At 64.0% G+C, this 18,797-nt stretch carries 18 protein-coding genes; 5 read left to right on the top strand and 13 right to left on the bottom strand.

The window, feature by feature from the left end:
* Nucleotides 1-94: 94 nt before the first annotated feature.
* Complete coding sequence (locus ACTDXD_RS14605; RefSeq protein WP_440123053.1) at nucleotides 95-895, bottom strand: alpha/beta fold hydrolase; 801 nt, start codon at nucleotides 893-895, stop codon at nucleotides 95-97.
* Between the two features lie 203 nt (nucleotides 896-1,098).
* Between ACTDXD_RS14605 and ACTDXD_RS14600 the strand changes: the two genes are divergently transcribed.
* A complete protein-coding gene (locus ACTDXD_RS14600) occupies nucleotides 1,099-1,266 on the top strand; it encodes a hypothetical protein (protein ID WP_169688201.1) in 168 nt (55 codons plus the stop codon).
* 31 nt (nucleotides 1,267-1,297) lie between these two features.
* A complete protein-coding gene (locus ACTDXD_RS14595; RefSeq protein ID WP_440123052.1) occupies nucleotides 1,298-2,803 on the top strand; it encodes an alpha,alpha-trehalose-phosphate synthase (UDP-forming) in 1,506 nt (501 codons plus the stop codon).
* Nucleotides 2,804-2,812: 9 nt separating this feature from the next.
* On the opposite strand, the gene ACTDXD_RS14590 is transcribed toward ACTDXD_RS14595, so the two are convergent.
* From ACTDXD_RS14590 to ACTDXD_RS14535, 12 genes are all read right to left on the bottom strand, one after another.
* Nucleotides 2,813-3,286 carry a twin-arginine translocation pathway signal gene (locus ACTDXD_RS14590; RefSeq protein ID WP_440127652.1) on the bottom strand — a complete coding sequence of 158 codons (474 nt, stop codon included), beginning with the start codon at nucleotides 3,284-3,286 and terminating at the stop codon, nucleotides 2,813-2,815.
* A 113-nt stretch (nucleotides 3,287-3,399) separates the two neighbouring features.
* A complete protein-coding gene (locus ACTDXD_RS14585) occupies nucleotides 3,400-4,002 on the bottom strand; it encodes a hypothetical protein (RefSeq protein ID WP_440123051.1) in 603 nt (200 codons plus the stop codon).
* The gene (locus ACTDXD_RS14580; RefSeq protein ID WP_440123050.1) at nucleotides 4,002-5,417 is read right to left on the bottom strand and encodes an MCE family protein; all 1,416 of its coding nucleotides are present in this window, start codon (nucleotides 5,415-5,417) and stop codon (nucleotides 4,002-4,004) included. Before ACTDXD_RS14580 ends, ACTDXD_RS14585 begins: the two co-directional genes overlap by 1 nt.
* The gene (locus ACTDXD_RS14575) at nucleotides 5,414-6,625 is read right to left on the bottom strand and encodes an MCE family protein (protein WP_440123049.1); all 1,212 of its coding nucleotides are present in this window, start codon (nucleotides 6,623-6,625) and stop codon (nucleotides 5,414-5,416) included. Before ACTDXD_RS14575 ends, ACTDXD_RS14580 begins: the two co-directional genes overlap by 4 nt.
* 2 nt (nucleotides 6,626-6,627) lie before the next feature.
* Complete coding sequence (locus tag ACTDXD_RS14570) at nucleotides 6,628-7,956, bottom strand: MCE family protein (protein WP_440123048.1); 1,329 nt, start codon at nucleotides 7,954-7,956, stop codon at nucleotides 6,628-6,630.
* Nucleotides 7,953-9,011, bottom strand: a complete 1,059-nt coding sequence (locus ACTDXD_RS14565) for an MCE family protein (RefSeq protein WP_440123047.1) — start codon at nucleotides 9,009-9,011, stop codon at nucleotides 7,953-7,955. The genes ACTDXD_RS14570 and ACTDXD_RS14565 overlap by 4 nt, the downstream gene beginning before the upstream one ends.
* Nucleotides 9,008-10,027 (bottom strand): MCE family protein, encoded by a 1,020-nt coding sequence (locus ACTDXD_RS14560; RefSeq protein ID WP_440123046.1) that lies wholly within the window; start codon nucleotides 10,025-10,027, stop codon nucleotides 9,008-9,010. The genes ACTDXD_RS14565 and ACTDXD_RS14560 overlap by 4 nt, the downstream gene beginning before the upstream one ends.
* A gap of 2 nt (nucleotides 10,028-10,029) precedes the next feature.
* Nucleotides 10,030-11,208: an MCE family protein gene (locus ACTDXD_RS14555; RefSeq protein WP_440123045.1), complete on the bottom strand. Its 1,179-nt coding sequence runs from the start codon at nucleotides 11,206-11,208 to the stop codon at nucleotides 10,030-10,032.
* 7 nt (nucleotides 11,209-11,215) lie between these two features.
* Entirely contained in the window at nucleotides 11,216-12,064 is an 849-nt protein-coding gene (locus ACTDXD_RS14550; protein WP_440123044.1) for an MlaE family ABC transporter permease, read from the bottom strand.
* A 12-nt stretch (nucleotides 12,065-12,076) separates the two neighbouring features.
* Nucleotides 12,077-12,841, bottom strand: a complete 765-nt coding sequence (locus tag ACTDXD_RS14545) for an MlaE family ABC transporter permease (protein ID WP_440123043.1) — start codon at nucleotides 12,839-12,841, stop codon at nucleotides 12,077-12,079.
* 464 nt (nucleotides 12,842-13,305) lie between these two features.
* Entirely contained in the window at nucleotides 13,306-14,223 is a 918-nt protein-coding gene (locus tag ACTDXD_RS14540) for a 3-oxoacyl-ACP reductase (RefSeq protein WP_440123042.1), read from the bottom strand.
* A 133-nt stretch (nucleotides 14,224-14,356) separates the two neighbouring features.
* Nucleotides 14,357-14,545, bottom strand: a complete 189-nt coding sequence (locus ACTDXD_RS14535; protein WP_054714149.1) for a ferredoxin — start codon at nucleotides 14,543-14,545, stop codon at nucleotides 14,357-14,359.
* A gap of 107 nt (nucleotides 14,546-14,652) precedes the next feature.
* On the opposite strand from ACTDXD_RS14535, the gene ACTDXD_RS14530 reads away from it, so the two are divergent.
* The 3 genes from ACTDXD_RS14530 to ACTDXD_RS14520 are packed head-to-tail and all read left to right on the top strand — an operon-like array spanning nucleotide 14,653 to nucleotide 18,629.
* Complete coding sequence (locus ACTDXD_RS14530) at nucleotides 14,653-15,831, top strand: acyl-CoA dehydrogenase family protein (RefSeq protein ID WP_440123041.1); 1,179 nt, start codon at nucleotides 14,653-14,655, stop codon at nucleotides 15,829-15,831.
* Nucleotides 15,832-15,845: 14 nt separating this feature from the next.
* Nucleotides 15,846-16,985, top strand: a complete 1,140-nt coding sequence (locus ACTDXD_RS14525) for an acyl-CoA dehydrogenase family protein (protein WP_440123040.1) — start codon at nucleotides 15,846-15,848, stop codon at nucleotides 16,983-16,985.
* An 18-nt stretch (nucleotides 16,986-17,003) separates the two neighbouring features.
* Nucleotides 17,004-18,629, top strand: coding sequence for a long-chain-fatty-acid--CoA ligase (locus ACTDXD_RS14520; RefSeq protein ID WP_440123039.1), 1,626 nt, complete (start codon nucleotides 17,004-17,006; stop codon nucleotides 18,627-18,629).
* Nucleotides 18,630-18,797 lie beyond the last annotated feature (168 nt).

The following is an 18,797-nucleotide window of genomic DNA, read 5'->3' as shown; positions in this document are numbered from 1 at the left end:
AAAAGCCGGGAAAAGCACGAGCGCGGCAGAACCCCACAGGGATTCCGCCGCGCTCGCATCACACGGTCCGGGTCGCTTGTTCCGGTCGGACCTTCTAGTCGGCCAGGAAGTCCAGCAGCAGTTTGTTCACAGCTTCGGGTCGTTCGAGGTATCCGTAGTGACCGGCGTCCGGGACCTCCTCGTACCTGGCGTTCGGGATCGCATCGGCGACCTCACGCGTCAGGTACGACGGGATCATCCGATCGTCGGCGAAGCCGACCGACAGGCACGGCACCCGCACCGACCGGTAGGCGGCACGACGGTCGAACTCACGGTCCATCCCGAGCTGAGCCCGCACGCCTGGCGAGACACGACCACCGCTGAACTCGAATACGTCGAGCCAGTCGCGGGCAGTGTTCTCGTCGGCCAGCGACGCAGGCGACAGGTTCATCACCGCGGTGAGCGCGGCCTTGTACTTCGCGGGCAATTCCACCCCGCTGTCGTACAGCTGACGCTCTCCCTCGGTCAGCGTGATCTGGAAGCGGTCCATCCGAGCATGCCCCGCGAGGAAAACGGCCTTCCGCACCAGATCCGGCCGGGCAAGCGCGAGTTCCTGCGCTACGCGCGAACCCATGGACGTTCCGACGACGTGCGCCGGGCCGCCGAGCAACTCGATCAGACCCGCCGTGTCCTTGACCATGTCCTCGATGGTGATACCACCGAGACTCTCCCCCGACGGCGCGATGCCGCGATTGTCGAACGTCGCGACGCGATATCCCTCCTTCACCAGCGCGGGAACCTGATGCAGATCCCACACGCGGCCAGGGCTACCGGTCCCCATGATCAGGACGACCAGGTCGCCGGAACCCTTGACCTGGTAATTCAGTGGGATTCCGTTGATCGTGGCGATGGGCATGAAAACCTTCCTCGGCGAATAGCGAACAGCGCCACATCTCGACACGTGGCGCAACCCCCGCTACACCGTACCGTGATGGCTCGTCGCTCCACGCCTCCACGCACCTGACTCGATCCAGCGCAAGGCGGGTGGCGTTGACGCGTCCGATTCTCATAGAGTCGGGTAGAGCGCCTGCTCACAGCAGTCACCCCGGGAGGACAATCATGGCCGCGGAACCCACGGCGAAAGACATCGTCGACGAGGAGATCGAACCCCTCGCCGACGAAACCGCACGCCAGGCGCAGCGCGTCGTCGCCGCATATGCCGAGGATGCGGACGAGTGCCGCATGCTCCTGTCGATGCTCGGCATCGGCCCGCTCGACAAGAACTGAACCAACGAACCGTAGGCGGAGAGGACACGATGTGACGACCGGCGAGGCGGAACCGCGCCAAGATTCCGACACGTTCACCGAATCGGACTTCGTGGTCGTCGCGAACCGCCTCCCGGTCGACCTCGAACGGCTCCCGGACGGCTCCACCCGCTGGAAACGCAGTCCGGGTGGTCTCGTCACCGCGCTGGAGCCGATCCTGCGCAGTAACCGCGGCGCATGGGTGGGCTGGGCAGGTGTTGCGGATGCAGACATCGACCCCATCGTCGAAGACGACATGGTCCTGCACCCCGTCCCGCTCAGCGCTGACGAGATAGCCGACTACTACGAAGGTTTCTCCAACGCCACCTTGTGGCCGCTCTACCACGATGTGATCGTGCGCCCCGAGTACCGGCGCGAGTGGTGGAACGCCTACGTCGAGGTGAATCGGCGATTCGCAGAAGCAACGGCGAAAGCCTCCGCGCACGGCGCGACGGTGTGGATCCAGGACTACCAGCTCCAGTTGGTCCCGAAGATGCTCCGAATGCTGCGGCCGGATCTCACCATCGGGTTCTTTCTTCACATCCCGTTCCCGCCGGTCGAGCTGTTCATGCAGATGCCGTGGCGCACCGAGATCGTCGAAGGCCTTCTCGGCGCCGATCTCATCGGGTTCCATCTCGCGGGCGGTGCAACGAACTTCCTGTATCTCGCCCGCTGCCTGGCCGGGCATCAGACCTCCCGTGGGACGGTCGGTGTGCGCTCCAAACTCGGTGTGGTGCAGGTCGGTTTCCGCACCGTCAGGGTGGGAGCTTTCCCTATTTCCATTGCGTCGGGAGCGCTGGACGAGCAGTCCCGAAGCAAATCGATCCGTGCCCGCGCCAAGGCAATCCGCAAGGAACTCGGAAATCCGGCCAAAGTGCTGCTCGGCGTCGACCGGCTCGATTACACCAAAGGAATCGATATTCGCCTCGATGCCCTTCGAGAACTCATCGCCGAAGGCCGCGTCGACCCCACCGAAACGGTGATGGTTCAGCTGGCGACACCGAGCCGTGAACGAGTCGAATCGTATGTGCAGATGCGCGGCGAGATCGAGATGGTTGTCAGTCGCATCAACGGCGAATACGCCGAGGTCGGTCGCCCGGTCGTGCATTACATTCACCGCCCGGTGCCCCGCGAAGACCTGATCGCATTCTTCGTCGCAGCCGACGCAATGCTCGTCACCCCACTCCGCGACGGCATGAACCTCGTCGCCAAGGAATACATCGCCTGTCGCAGCGACCTGGGCGGAGCACTCGTTCTCAGCGAATTCACCGGTGCTGCCGAGGAATTGAAGCAGGCGTACCAGTGCAACCCGCACGACCTCGAAGACGTCAAAGACAAACTCGAGGCCGCGCTGACGCAGACCCGTGAGGAGGGCCGCAAGCGGATGCGGGCTCTTCGCCGCCAGGTTCTGACCCACGACGTGGATCGGTGGGCCCGAGCGTTTCTCGACGCACTCGCCCACCAGGGGGCCGCCGGTCCCGCGCTGGTCGCCCCCGCGGAAACCGGCGAGCCGATCTGACCGCCCGTCCTAGATGGGTGTCAATCGGTTCACGAGCCAACGCCCGTCCTGGTTTTCGAGCTCCACACGTACCCGGCTCCCGCTGCTCACGGCTTCCGGGTTCTCGGAACTGGTGGTGATCTGGTTCAGGAACAGCAACGTCACTGCGTGATCGGCGTCGGCCGACACCACCGAGGAGGCCTGCACACTCACCTGCACGCTGATCGACTTCTCTTTGGCTCCGGGCGCGATGATGTTCTGCATCAGGTTCATGTACTCGTCGCGGAAGTCGCCGGTGAGTCCCTCGGCCGCGGCAGCTGCCTGCTCGTCGACGTTCTCGAAGTCGTAGGCGAGCATCGCAACCGACTGTTCCTCCGCCGCAGCCACAGCCTCGGCTCTGGCCGATTCGGCCGCGCTGTCCTGGATCTTGCCGTACCCCAGCCACCCGACGAGGACCGCGACGACAAGAACGACCACACCGAGGGCACCTGCGATCAGCGGCAGCCGCGACGTCGACGACGTCGCATCGCTACCGGCCGACGTGTTGCCCCCGGCCTCCGCCTTGTCTTCGACATCCGTGTCGACAGCTGTCACGGGCTCTTCCTTCCGATCATCGCTCACGGCACGAACTCCACCTTCGACGCCAGCAACCGGCCGTCCTCGTCACAGACCGTGACGCGGAGGCGGAAATCGCGGGGCTCCGGTTCGGACTGCTCGGCGTTGCTCACCATTGCGCGAGACGCGACCAGCGACGCCGTGCACGCGCCGTCCTCGTTCTGGATGCCTGCTTCGAGCACCTCCCCCGTGGTGGTGACACCCGCCTGCTGCACGACCTCGACGAACGGCCCTTCACGACCTTCGAACTCTGCCTTGAAGTCGCCGGTAGCGCCCTCCATGAGCCGTTTGACATCGGCGTCGGCTGTGTCGGCCTGAATATTCGTCAGGTTGAGCACGGTCTGTCGCGCAGCCTGCAGATACTCCTCGCGACGGTCGCTGTGATCGGCTGCCGATTGTCGTTCGAACAGCAACCACGCTCCCGCCGCGACGAGCGCGACGATCAGCACCGATGCGACGATCGTGGCGGGTTTGGCCCACCGCGGAGCGGTAGCGGCATTCTCGCGTACTTCGGGTTCACCGGCCTTGCTCAGCTCGACCTTGGTCGGCTCGACCTTGCCCGCGTCGGCGGTGTCTGCTTCGGGGTTCTCGTTCTCGTCAGCCATCAGCCCTGTTGTGCCTTCATATAGGTTTCCAAACTCGTCCCATCTCCGAGGTCGGTGTGCCGGAACACAGTGCCGTCCGGTCCAATGTACGTGCCGGTTTCCGGATCGACCCGGCGCGCGGTCACGCCTGCGGGCGCCGCATCGGCGTCACCCTCGGAATACGACGCGGGGGTCGGCATGTCGTTCTCCGACTGCACCGGCGTGGGGGCACCCCGCCACGGGTTGTCCGAGTAGCCCGGCGTGTAGCCCGTACGGCACATCTCGGGGGTCGGCGCCCGCCGGCCGGGGTACTCCATGCACGGTACATTCCGCGCACCACGTACTGCATTCGGATCCGATTGCGGCAGTTGACAGAAGATGTTGTCTGGAGTGTCCACCACCGAGGTGTCCGCTGGGCTGCGCCACTGGTCGGGCGGAACGAAACCGGACAGGCACGGCGGCGGGTCGTGCAATTGCAGATGGAAGTCGACAACCGCACCGTCCTCCGCGGGGCCGCCGCCTGCAGCGGTGATCAGAGCGGTCGTCATCGGCGGGTACAGCACCAGAATCTGCTCGATCCCCGCGTTGTAGATCACCCCGACTTCACCGACGCTCACCAGATTGGCGAGCAGCAGCGGCAATGTCGGACGCAGCTCCTGCAGAAGAGTTTCCGCCTCCGCGGCAGCCGCGGGCCCCTTCTCCATGAGTGCGCGCAGATCCGGATCGCTCTCGCGGAGCCGATCGGTGAAGGTCACCATATCGCGGGTCCACGAGCGGATCGAATCACTCGTGACCACCTGGGTGTCCAGCAGGGGCCCGATTTCGTCCAGGAGGCGGCGTGTTTCGACGGAATTCGCCGACGCCTCCTGCACGAACAAACGCGTCGAGTCGATCAGCTGCTGCAGTTCCGGCCCGGTCCCGTTGAACGCGTCGAATGCCTCGTCGACGACGGTCTGCAATCGCGTGTCGGAGATGCTGGCGAGCAGGACATCCGCCTGATCGAGCAGTGCCCCGACCTCCTGGGGCACCGTCGTGCGATCGAGGGGAATCACATCGCCGTCGCCGAGGTGTTGGTCCGACGACGAATTCTCATGCGGCACAAGATCGACGTACTGTTCACCGACCGCGGAAACACTGCGTACCGCTGCGTCGACATCGGCCGGAATCTTCTGTCCTGAATCAATGGACAACATCGCGTCGACACCCACCGGCGACAAGGTCACGCTCGTGACCGTGCCGACGGTGTTCCCTCGATACGTCACGTTCGAATGCGGATAGAGGCCACCGGTCGATGCCAATTCGACGGTGACGTTGTACTGACCGATGCCCACCAGTTGTGGAAGGCGCACGTACACCAGCGACATGACCACCAGCCCGATCACGGTGAGCACCGCGAAAATCGAGAGCTGGATACGGACGAACCTGGTGAGCATCATGGCGCAGGCACCTCCCATGGCAGCCCTGGAATCTTGATCTCGCCGATTCCCGGGATCGTCACTGTTCCTTCCGGGACAGGCGGCGCAGCCGGAGGCGGTGCCAACGGCGCTTGGAAGGGGTCGACCGCCTGCGCCGCAAGACCGGCATCCGTACCGAGGATGCCTTCGGGGCCTGCCAGTCGTCCGGCCAGTGGAGTTCCGGTCAGGAAGTTCAGGTCGAGCCGGTCGAGAGTCAGATCGATCGTCATTGCAAGATTCGCGTAGTCGCCGCGGATGATCTGGTCGATGCCCGCCTGCGGGAACGGATAGGTCAACAGCACACCGAGCACCTCGGTCAATGCACTGCCTGAATCTGCGAGTGCACGCAGCGTCGGAGACAGCGCCTGCAGGTTGGTCTTCAGATCGTCACCGCTGTTCTCGACGAGCCGGCTCGCGGTTGTGCTCAGCTCGCCGAGCGAGGTGATGGCCGATGTGAGGTTCTGCCGTTGGTCGGTGAGCACACCGAGAGCCGGGGGAAGCTCCTCCAACGCTCGAACGAGCGTTTCGTTCTGATTGTTCACCGTGGACGCGAGACGATCCATCCCCTCTAGCGCCGACACGATGTCCTCGCGTTGCGTGTCGAGTGTGGAGACGAGCTCGTCGAGGCGCGGTAGCAGATCTCGAATCGAATCCTCACGACCGACGAGAGCCGCATTGAGCTCGGTGGTGATGTCGTTGATCTGTGCGAGGCCACCACCATTGAGCACGACCGACAGTGAGGACAGGGTCTGCTCCGTCGTGGGATACGCACCCGCGCGCTCGATCGGGATGATGTCGCCCGGCTCGAGCCGGCCTTCGGGCGGTTCTGTGGTCGGTGCCGCGAGTTCGAGATGTTGCGACCCGAGAAGCGACGTCTGACCGATGCGCGCCGTCGCATTGGCGGGCAATTCGACGTCGCCCTCGAGCGACACCGTCACCAATGCGTGCCAGTTCTCGACCTCGATGTTCTCGATGGAACCGACGGTGACGTCGTCGATCCGAACCGGCGAATTCTGCGTCAGTGTCGTGACGTTCGGCATTCGTATCTGGACCTGGTACGCGTCGTCGCCACGTCCCGCAGCCCCGGGCATCGGGACGGAATTGAGCCCGTTCCACTCGCACCCGGACAGCGTGACAGCCGCGACCACCGTCGTTGCCGCCGCGACGAACCGCGCAGCTCTGCTCCGCATTCTCACCGTCCGCCTCCCGGCTGTAGCAGCGACCCCAGGTCGCCCGGAACGCTGACGCCGGGCATCCCCTGAATCAGCCCGTCGAGCGGCGACGCCGGCATCGCGGGCTGCTCCGGAGCGGTTCCTCGCCCGGCAGACGCCTCTTCGAGCCCCGGTTCGGAGTACTCGATCTGGTCGGGGAACGCTTGGACACCGGCCAGTGGATTGGCCAGCACCGGGAGGTAATTGGCCTGGATCGACGACAGGACAGGACCGAGTTGCTGTCGGCACAGTTCCTCACTGCGCTCGGACGTCGCATTCGCAGCGGCACCAACGGATCCACACATCCACTCGATCGGGTTGGCAGCGTTGTTGATCGCGAGAGCACCGGTGAGCGAACCCTGCGCCGGCTTGTAGATGTTGTAGAAGTTCGACAGGGCGGTCGGGCCGGAATGCAGCACACGTTCGATTTCGGGACGCTTGCGGGCGAGCACTTCTGTGGCGTCAGCAAGTCGCTGCACCGATTCGGTCAGGCCCGCGCGGTTGTCCTGCACGAATCGCTGCACATCTCCGACCGCCACATTCAGATCGGTGAGCGAGACGCCCAGCTGGTCGGAGCTTTCGGCCAGCACATTCGACACGGATGCCAATCGACCGCCGAACTGCACGATCTGCTCGTTGCTCTGAGAGAGCACCGACACGAAGGTCTGCAGGTTGCGGACGGTGCCGAACAGATCTGTTCGGCCTTCCGACAGGGTGTGCATGGTATCGGACAGTTCCCGAAGTGTGCTGTTGATGGTCGCGCCGTTTCCGTCGAGATTCTCCGCGGCGGTGTCGATGAACCGGCCGAGAGAGCCCTGCGGATCGAGTTCTTCCGGGCCGAGCGCTTCCGACAGTCGCATCAACTCTGCTTTGATCTCGTCCCATTCCACGGGAGATGCGGTGCGCTCCACCGGAATGGTTGCATCGTCGGCGATCTCGTCTCCACCGGTGTAGACCGGTGTGAGCTGGACGAAGCGCGCCGACACGAGACTCTGGGCGATGATCACGGCCTTGGCGTCGGCGGGAACATCGACCGAGTCGTCGACCTGCATACTCACGCGCACCACCTCGTCGCCGGGTTCGATGTCGGTGATCTTCCCGACCGACACACCCAGCACCCTCACGTCGTCGCCCTCGTACAGCCCACTTGTGGAAAGGAATTCGGCATGGATCGTACGTTTACCCAGACCGAGGAACACTGTGAGACCAACCGCCACGAGCGCGACGATCACGATGCCTGCAATCGCAGGCAGCAGCCATGCCGGGCGGCTTCGGCCCGCGTTCTCGGTGGGTGTGGTGTGCGCGTTCATTCGCCATCCCTCTTGATCGACGGCGGTTCCTTGGGGATCACGTCCTGCAGATCCTGCGGCAGCAGGTCGGGTGCCAGTTGACTGTCCACGATGGCCTTCCACCACGGCGCCGGGAGAATGTTCGACACATAGGCATTGAAGAACGGCCCGCTCGCGACGGATTCGCCGAGAGCACTGATGTAAGGGCCGAGCCCGTCGAGCGCACCGGCGATGTTGTCCTTGTTGGCCTGCAAATTCTCGGTGACCCTGTTGAGCACCTCTAGCGTCGGGCCCATCTGCGCCTGGTTGTCCTGGACGAGACCGGTCAATTCCCGCGACACTGCCGAGATATTCGCGATGAGTTCGGTGATGGCATCGCGTCGCAGGCTCAGTTCGCCGAACAGTGAGTTGGCGTCGACGATCAGTTCGTTGACCTGATCGCTGCGCTCGGCCAGGATGCCGGTGACGTCCTCGGCACGTTCGAGCAGTTGCGACAGGGATTCGTCGCGCGCGTTGATCGACTGCGACAGCCGGGTCATTCCTTCGAGGGCACCGCGGATCTCGGGTGGTGTGTCCTGCAACGTATCCGACAACGCTTCGAGCGATTCGTTGATCTGTTCGGTGTCGAGCTCCGACGTGGTCGTCGTGAGGTCACCGAGTGCGTCGGTCAGCGAGTACGGCGAGTTGGTGCGGTCGAGGGCGATCACCGTCCCCGGACGCATCACGCCTTGCCCACCCGGGCGGACGGCGAGGGATTTGGCGCCCAGCACCGTGTTGGTCTTGATATCGGCCCCGGTACCGTCGCCGAGAGCGATGCCGTCGCGGACGGAGAAAGTCACGAGCACGGCATCCCCGTCGAGGGCGACGTCGGTCACGGACCCGACGTCTACTCCGGAAAGGGTGACGTCGTCACCGGGAATGAGGCCACCTGCATCTGCGAACCGCGCCGAGTAGGTCAGTCCACCGGAAAGAAACTGCAGTTGGTCGTACTGCAGTCCCGCAACCACGATCGCGACGGACACTGCAAGACCGACAGCGCCGATCCGGAGTGTGTCGGGTTCTCGGATTCCACTCATTCGAGTTTTGCACACCTTCCGGTCGTCTGTGCAGCGGTCGTGTATCGGATGGTCGTTCCGTCCGGCCCCGACAGCTTGAAGGTGTTGGCACACAGGAAGAATTGGAAGAAGTTTCCGTACGCACCGACGCGGATGAGCTTCTTGTAGTCCGACGGCAGCCGTTCGAGGGTGGCGTTGATGTCGTCCTCTCCGAGGTCCAGTTGCGTCATGGTGCGGTTCGTTTGCGCGATCACCGACTGCAGGTCGGGACGCGTGTTCTGCAGCAGCGATGCGAGATCTGCGGTGCCTGCGGCGATCTGCGGGATGGCGGCGCCGATCGGATCCTTGTCTTCTGCGAGTCCACCGACCAAGGCATGCAACTGATCGATCGTCTCGGTGAACTCACGATCGTGGTCGTCGATCGTCCCGAGGACGCCATTGAGATTGTCGATCACGTCCCCTATCAATTGATCGCGGTCCGCAATCGAGTTGGTGAACGAATTCGTGGAGCCGAGCAACGAGACCAATGCGTCGCCCTGCCCCTGGAAGACCTGCAGCAACGCACCCGACAGATCGTTCACCTGTTTCGAGTCGAGCCCTTTGAGCAGGGGTTTGAATCCCCCGAGCAGAAGGTCGAGATCGAGGGCAGGCTCGGTCTGCTCGACAGGAATACTGCCGCCTGCCCCGAGAATGTCGATGCTGCCCGGCCCCTCGAGAAGTTCGAGGTAGCGGTCGCCGACCAGATTCTCGTAGCGCACGGTCGCACGGGTACTGGCGAAAAGTGTCTGGTGGGAATCGACATCGAAGTCCACTTCGGCGTGGTTGCCGTCTCCGATGTCGACTCCCGTGACCGACCCGACCTGGACCCCCGCGATTCGCACCTTGTCGCCGGTTTCGAGTCCCGATACGTCGGTGAACGTGGCGTGGTAGTCCTCCGTTCCGGTGAAACGCGCCTGACTGAACACCACCGCGAGCCCCGCGAACACGAGCACCATGACCAGCGCGAAAATCGAGAACTTGACCGTGGATTCCCTCATGGTCACTGCCCTGCCGGAAGGTAGTCGCCGAACAGGAACCCGAAGATCGTCGGGTACCGGATCCACGCTTCGGTGGCAGGCTTGTACGGGACGGTCCCTGTATCGGTCACCAGGAACGATGCATTGCCGTCGCGGACCGGATCGAAATTCGGCAGACCGTGGCAGTTGGGACCGCCCGACGCACCGACCACAGGCAGATCCTCCTCCTGGTTGTAAGGGGTGGCACCACCCATGAAGCTGGTGCTGAGCATCAGGGCCGGGTACTTCCCGGTGCCCGCCATCGGCTCGAATGCGACACGGGCGTCGTTGAGTCCGACGATGAAACAGGTGAGTTCGGGCGAGTACTCACCGAGCAGTGTGGTCGTATCCGTCAGGACATCGAGCGCGGTGGTGAGCTGGGACTCGTTCTCCCCCAGAACGTCCCGCCCGGTATTTGCGAGCCCGGTGAGATTCATCAGCAGCAGATCGAGCTGCTCCTGCTCGTCGACGACGGTGTTGCCCACATCGGTCGCATTGCCGATGGTGGTCATCAGATCCGGAGCCACATCAGCATACAGTTGTGCGACATCCGCGCCGACCTCGAGATCGTATTCCAATTGCGGCAAAGAAGGATTCATCTCGACGAGGTATTCGTCTGCGGCGACGAGGGTCGCGCCGAGGTCGTCGCCGCGCCCGGACAGCGCTTCGGACAATGCGCCGAGGGTCGCGTTGAGCTTCTCGGGCTGGATCTGCGCCAGGACATCGGACAGGTGCTCGAAAACGGTGTTGAACTCGACGGTCACGCTGTCGGCCGCGATCACCGCGCCCTCCTCCAACGGAGTGGACGACGGATCGTCCGGCACGATGATGTTGACGAACTTGGCACCGAACACAGTGGTCGATTCGATCGCGACCTTTGCGTTCGACGGAATGAGATCCATCTGGCCCGGCTGCATCGCGAGTTCGAGGACGGCCCCGTTCGGGCTGTGCTCGATCGAGGCGACCCTGCCCACCTCGACGCCGCGCAGTTTCACCTTGGCATCGGTTTCCATCACCAGACCGGAGCGCGCCGAGGTGACGGTGATGGGTGTGGTGGAGGTGAATCCACCGACGAACAATGTCAATGCCACGACGATGACCACTGCCAGTCCGCCGACCATTCCGGCGGCGGCAAGTTTCTTCTTCCACGAAGCGGTTTCCATGCGCGCCCTATCCCGACAGATTGAAGTTGCCGGAGGTGCCGTACACCGCAAGGGAGATCAGGAGGGTCACCGTCACGACCGCGATCAACGAGGCCCGCACCGCGTTTCCGACGGCCACGCCGACACCGACCGGCCCTCCACTCGCGTTGAAACCGTAGTAGGTGTGGATGAGCATCACCGCGACCGCCATCACTATGGCCTGCACGAACGACCACAGGATGTCGGTCGGGATGAGAAAGGTCGAGAAATAGTGGTCGTACACGCCCGCCGACTGCCCGTAGAGCACGACGGTTGCAAACCGGCTGGCGATGAACGACGCGATGACCGCGAGCGAGTACAGCGGGATGATCGAGATCATCCCCGCCATCACGCGGGTCGAGACGAGGTAGGGGATCGACGGGATCGCCATGGTCTCCAGCGCGTCGATCTCTTCGGAGACACGCATCGCGCCGAGCTGCGCCGTGGAGCCGGCTCCGATCGTCGCCGCGAGACCGATGCCGGCAATTGTCGGGGCAGCGATTCGCACGTTGATGAACGCTGCGAAGAAGCCCGTGAGCGCCTCGACGCCGATATTGCCGAGCGAGCTGAATCCCTGCACGGCGATGATGCCGCCGGTGAACAAGGTCAGGAAGCCGACGATCACCACGGTTCCGCCGATCACCGCGAGGGCGCCTGTGCCCATGCTGATCTCCGCGATCAACCGCACGGTCTCCTTCGGATAGTGCATCACCGCGCGCGGCATGGTGCCGAGAGCGCGAGCGAAGAAGAGCGCTTGTTCGCCGACCTTGTCGATCGACTTCGACGTGTTACCGAGTCGTCGCGCAGCTCTGGGGAACCGACCTGTCATCAATGCCATCGTGTATCCCCCTCATCCGCCCGTGAGCTTGATGCCGACCGCGGTGACGAGGAGGTTGACGACGAAGAGCGCCATGAAGGCGAATACGACCGTCTGGTTGACAGCGTCGCCGACGCTCTTGGCGCCGCCTCGCACATTCAGACCGAGGTATGAGGCGACGAGTCCGGCGATCATGCCGAACAGCCCGGCCTTGACCTGGGAGATCATGAGTTCCCCGAATCCGGTGAGCAGTGTGATGCCGTTGACGAAGGCGCCCGGGTTCACGCCTTGGAAGAAGACCGAGAATCCGAAACCACCGAGGATGCCGATGGTGCAGACAAGCCCGTTGAGCAGTAGCGCGACCACCGTGGACGCGAGAACGCGCGGTACGACGAGACGCTGGATCGGATTGATACCGAGCACCTTCATCGCGTCGATCTCCTCGCGAATGGTGCGCGCGGCCAGATCGGCGCAGATCGCGGTGGCTCCTGCGCCGGCGACGATGAGCACGGTGACCATGGGGCCGACCTGGGTGACGGCACCCAGTGCGGCTCCCGCACCGCTGAGGTCGGCCGCACCGATCTCCCTCAGCAGGATGTTCAGCGTGAAGCTGACGAGCACGGTGAACGGAACCGCGACGAGGATGGTCGGCATCAGGGAGACCCTGGCGACAAACCATGCCTGGTCGATGAATTCGCGTCGCTGAAACGGACGGACGAACGCGGCACGCGCGGTCTCGCCCGTCATGGCGAACAGACCACCGACGGCGCGAAGAGGAACTTCGAAGAGGTCTACCACCGCACTCCCCCTTCGTTCGCTGATTCGCTCGCACCACACCACAGCAGCAGTACTGCTGTGACCCGCGTCATATTAACTAGAACGTGTTCACGTGTCAAAGATGCATCGCTTCCGCGGCTCGGAGGGGCTGTGTCACAGTCGGAAAGTACGGTCGAGCCGAGAGGATTCGGCCGACATAACGCGGTTTACGCTGGGATTTCATCGGGTATTCGAGCGCGAGAGGAACCTCTTTTATTTGCAGATCCGTTCGGTCACGACAGCGAATTCGTCGGCGTCCGCCAGCAAAAATTAGAACAGATTCTCATTCTGTTTTCGGCATCCGCAAGGACACGCTTTCGGACGCCGGTATCCAGACGTCGCCACGCAACAACATCCGGATCGCACAGTAACCGACACCGCCAGTTGCAGGAAACCCGATCCGGACGAACGTCCGAGTCGGTCCTCCTGCAAAGCTTAGAGGTGAATCACAGATCGAGAGCCGCAGACGCGGAGAACGTTCTGGCCGGATCACGGTCGGAGAAGTACCCACCGAGTTCGGACGCGAGCGCAGCGGGAGTCCACTGCCCGACCGCGTCGAAGCGTTGCTCGACGGTCGGCGGCGCCATCAGCGCAACCATCGGGCCGTAGACGATGAAAACCTGGCCGTTGATCTCCTCCGCCGCGGGCGAGGCGAGATAAGACACGAGAGATGCGACATGGTCGGGAGAAAGAGGATCGATCTCCCCGTCGGGTGCGCCGCCGAATACCGCTTCGGTCATCGCGGTGCGAGCGCGGGGGCAGATCGCGTTGGCGCGGACACCGTACCGCGACAGCCCCCGTGCCGCCGACACGGTGAGCGAAGTGATCCCCGCCTTCGCCGCACCGTAGTTGGCCTGACCTTCGGGGCCGAGAAGCCCAGCTTCGGACGAGGTGTTCACGATCCGTGCGTACACCGGGCCGCCGACCTCTTTCGACTTGCCGCGCCAGTAGGCGGCGGCATTGCGGCACAAGAGGAAATGACCGCGCAGGTGCACCGAGACGACCGTGTCCCATTCCTCGTCCGACATGTTCGGAAGCATCCGGTCTCGGACGACACCGGCATTGTTGACGACGATGTCGAGGCCGCCGAATCGATCCACAGCGGTGGCGACCATCGCATCGGCAGTCTCCCGTTCGGCGACGCTGCCGGGCACGAACTCCGCGTCGACTCCCAGCGCCCGGATCTGCGCGAGCGTGTCGTCCACCGCGTCACCGGGAGCAAGATCGTTGATGACCACCCTCGCGCCGGCGCGGGCGAGACCGAGCGCCTCTGCGCGTCCGAGCCCTGCGCCGGCTCCGGTGACGACCGCAACTTTGCCCTCGAGCGACACATTCTCGTCGCGACCGTTGCCGACAGCACTCATTCACGTACTCCCTTGCGAAATCGGGCCGACATGCGAAATGCCCTCGCCCGTGGTCCACCCCGGTGATCCGAAGCCGCCCCGAAATCTAGAACTTGTTCCTGTCTGTGGCAAGACCCGGTGAGGTGTTCCAGCGCTACCGGACCTCGGACAGCGCCGCGCGCGGGCACTGCGCGATTGCGTCACGAACGAGATCCTCACTCCCCGCGGGAGTGGGGTGCACAACGATCAGTTCGTCGTCGTCGTTCAGATCGAAGACCTCGGGTGCGATACCCACGCACACTCCATTGGCCTCACAGCGGTCGAAGTCGACCTCGACATCCATTTTCCGGACCTCATTTCCTCGCCGTACGAGTCATTCGAACTCACACTAGAACGCGTTACAATTCTGTGCAATGATTCGTCGGATCCGATGACGACGAAGGAGCGTTCGTGGACATCAACTACACCCCCGAGCAGCAACGGCTGCGCGCGGAACTGCGCGGATACTTCGCCGACCTGATGACGGAGGAACGACGCGAGGCGCTTGCCGCCACCACCGGCGAGTACGGCTCGGGCAACGTATACCGCGAGGTCGTCCAGCAGATGGGAAAGGACGGATGGCTCACGCTCGGCTGGCCGGAGGAATTCGGTGGCCAGAACCGTCCCGCGATGGATCAGCTGATCTTCAGCGACGAAGCTGCCATCGCAGGAGCGCCCGTTCCATTCCTGACCATCGACTCGGTCGCGCCGACGATCATGCACTACGGCACCGACGAACAGAAGGCGTACTTCCTCCCGCGTATCTCCGCCGGTGAACTCCACTTCTCCATCGGATACTCCGAGCCGGAAGCGGGCACCGATCTTGCGTCGCTGCGCACCAGTGCCGTGCGCGACGGCGACGAGTGGGTGATCAACGGCCAGAAGATGTGGACGAGTCTGATCGCCTACGCCGACTACGTCTGGCTCGCGGTCCGCACCGATCCTGATGCAAAGAAGCACAAGGGAATAAGCATCCTCATCGTCCCCACCGACGCCGAGGGATTCTCGTACACACCGGTGCACACCATGGCGGGGCCCGACACGAGCGCCACCTACTATCAGGATGTCCGGGTCCCGGCCTCCGCACTCGTCGGAGAGGAGAACGGTGGCTGGGCACTGATCACCAACCAGCTCAATCACGAGCGGGTCGCCCTGACCTCCGCCGGGCCCATCCTCAGTGCGCTGCGCGAAGTCCGGGCCTGGGCCCAGCAGACGCAGCTTCCGGACGGACGGCGGGTGATCGACCAGGAATGGGTTCAGGTCAACCTGGCACGGGTGCACGCCAAGGCCGAGTACCTCCAGCTCATGAACTGGGACATCGCTTCCGGCACCGGTCCGCTCGGACCCGCGCCTGCCTCGGCCAACAAGGTCTTCGGAACGGAGTTCGCCACCGAGGCGTATCGCCTGCTCATGGAGATTCTCGGCCCCGCGGCGACAGTGCGGCAGAACTCTCCCGGCGCACTGCTGCGCGGACGTATCGAGCGGATGCATCGCAGTTCGCTGATCCTCACCTTCGGCGGCGGCACCAACGAAGTGCAGCGCGACATCATCGCGATGACCGCACTCGGCATGCCGCCTTCCAAGCGCTAGAAAGGACGTCCACCGTGGATTTCACTCTCACCGAAGCGCAGCAGGACCTCTCGGAACTCACGCGCACCATCGTCACCGGCATCGTCACAGACGAACACCAGCGCAACCTCGATGCCGCAGACGACCGCACCGATCACGTCCTGTGGGATGCACTTGCGTCGTCGGGCGTGCTCGGCGCCGCACTGCCGAATTCGGTCGGCGGCGACGGATTCGGCCCTCTCGAACAGGCCGCTGTTCTCATCGAACTCGGACGCGGCGCTGCGGCGGTCCCCTATCTCACGTCGGTCGTCGTCTCCGCCTCCGCGATAGCGGAATTCGGGTCGGAGTCACAGCGACAGGAGTGGGGTGAGCCCGCGGGGACCGGCGAGAAAGTTCTGACGGCCGCACTGGTCGAAGAGGTCAACGACGATCCGCTCCACCCCACTACCTCGGCCACCGCATCAGGTTCCGGTCACATACTGAACGGCACCAAGATCGTGGTCGACACCGCACCTGTCGCCGACGGCTTCCTCGTGCCCGCCACCACGGACGACGGGGTCGCGGTGTTCCTGGTGCGCGCCGACGATCCCGGCGTGAGCGTCACTCCACAGCAGACCACGAGTTTCGGATCCACGGGCATCGTGACGCTGGACGGGGTCGCACTCGGACCGGATCGCATTCTCGGCTCGGACGGTGCCACCGTCGCGGCCCGGTTGCGCGACCGGTTCCTCCTCGGGTCGGCTGCCTACCAGTGTGGAGCGTTGGACCGGGCGCTCGAACTCACCGCCGACTACGCCCGCGAGCGTGTCCAGTTCGACCGTCCCATCGGAAGTTTCCAGGCCGTCGCTCAACGCCTGGCCGACGCGTACATCGACGTCAGAGGCGTTCGGCTGACGTTGTGGCAGGCCGCCTACCGGATTGCTCAGAGCGACCTCCATGACGCCGAGCAGCACGCGCCCTACACCACCGCCCTACGCACCGCGGCATTCTGGGCCGCCGACGCGGGGCACCGGGTCGCACACACCGTCGTACACGTCCACGGTGGGGTCGGGCTCGACGAGGATCATCCCGTTCACCGGTACTTCCTCGTTGCGAAACAGCACGAATTCCTGCTGGGATCCGCCACGACACAGTTGCGTGCACTCGGCCGGGAACTCGCCGACGCGCCTGCCTGACGCCCGGAGGTAAGCACCATGCCCGACACCGTTACCGCCCTCCTCGGCCGACTGGCCGAGGTCGACGACCGCGGAATGTGGTTCGAGGATGCCTTCGTCTCGTGGAGGGCGCACGTCGCACTTTCCCACGATCGAGCAGCGATGCTGCGCGAGACGCTCGATCCGTCGCGTCCGCGCCATTTCGGCGTGCTGCTCGACAACGTGCCGGAGTTCTCGCTGCTGCTCGGGGCAGCGGCGTTCTCGGGGTCCGTGGTTGCCGGCCTGAACACCACTCGGCGGGGTGAGGCGCTCGCCCGCGACATCCTGCTTGCGGATTGTCAGGTGGTGTTCACCGAGACCGCACACATCGGACTTCTCACCGGACTCGATCTTCCCGGTGTGCGGGTGATCGACATCGATTCCGACGAGTGGCACGCCGCGATCGCCCCGTACGAGGGCTCCGATCAGGTCGTCGACGACATCGCGCCCGACGATCTCTTCATGTTGATCTTCACTTCCGGCACCAGCGGAGACCCGAAGGCCGTGCGATGCACGCACGCGAAGATCACCGATCCCGGGACGATGCTGGCCGGGAGGTTCGGCCTGGGGCCGGCCGACACGGTCTATCTCTCGATGCCGATGTTCCATTCGAACGCCATGATGGCAGGCTGGGGCGTGGCGTTGGGCGCTCGGAGCGGAATCGCGTTGCGTCGACGGTTCTCCGCGTCCGGGTTCCTGCCCGACCTGCGGAAATTCGGAGTCACATACGCGAACTACGTGGGAAAGCCGCTGTCCTACGTCGTCGCCACACCCGAACGACCCGATGACGCCGACAATCCACTACGCATCATGTACGGCAACGAGGGCAGTGCGCCCGCGGTCGCGGAATTCGGCCGTCGATTCGACGCGACCGTCGTGGACGGATTCGGTTCCACCGAGGGCGGAATCGCGATCCGCGCAACCGTCGGCAGGCCCGCCGGGTCGCTGGGACTGCTTCCCGATGGCATCGAGATCCTCGATACCGAAACCGGGCTGCCGTGTCCGCCGGCAGTGTTCGACGACGACGGGCGAATCGTCAATGCCGACGAGGCTACCGGGGAGCTGGTCAACTCGGATGGCGCAGGTGCGTTCGCGGGGTACTACAAGAACCCCGAGGCCGATGCCGAGCGGCTGAGGAACGGCCGCTACCACAGTGGCGATCTCGCATACCGTGACGCCGAGGGGTTCGTGTACTTTGCGGGTCGCAGTTCGGGATGGCTACGCGTGGACGGTGAGAACCTCGGTGCTGCACCCATCGAACGGGTACTGTCACGGTACCCAGGGTTCGCGCAGGTGTCGGTGTACGCCGTGCCCGACCGCTTCGTGGGCGACCGGGTGATGATCGCGGTGGTCCCCGCTGTCGATGACGAGTTCGATCCGGCTGCCTTTGCCGAATTCCTCGATACTCGAGCGGATCTCGGGCCGAAACAGCTCCCGACGTTCGTCAGGGTCGCCCGCAGCCTTCCCCACACGGCAACGTTCAAGATTCTCACGCGCACACTCTCCGCCGAACGATGGCACTGCACGGACCCCGTCTGGGTGCGGGAGAAGGCCGAAAGTGAATTCCGCCTGTTGACAGCAGAACTCGCACAGCTCCTCGACCAGGATCCCTCCGTGTCCGCATAGGTTTCCTTATGGGCAGCGGCATCGCCGCTGACGCTTGTCGCCTCACATACCCTGAGGTATGGTTTCTCGGAACCCTGGTTCGAGAGCCTGATCCGTGGGGGGAGGCGAAAACACCGATGGTTTCGATTACCCGAAACACGGTGCCGCGAAATATTGCGCGCGCACTCG

This window comes from Rhodococcus sp. SJ-3, assembly GCF_051918125.1.
Classification (GTDB): domain Bacteria; phylum Actinomycetota; class Actinomycetes; order Mycobacteriales; family Mycobacteriaceae; genus Rhodococcus.
Note: the sequence above shows the minus strand (reverse complement) of the source record. Positions and strands in the feature narration are given on the sequence as shown.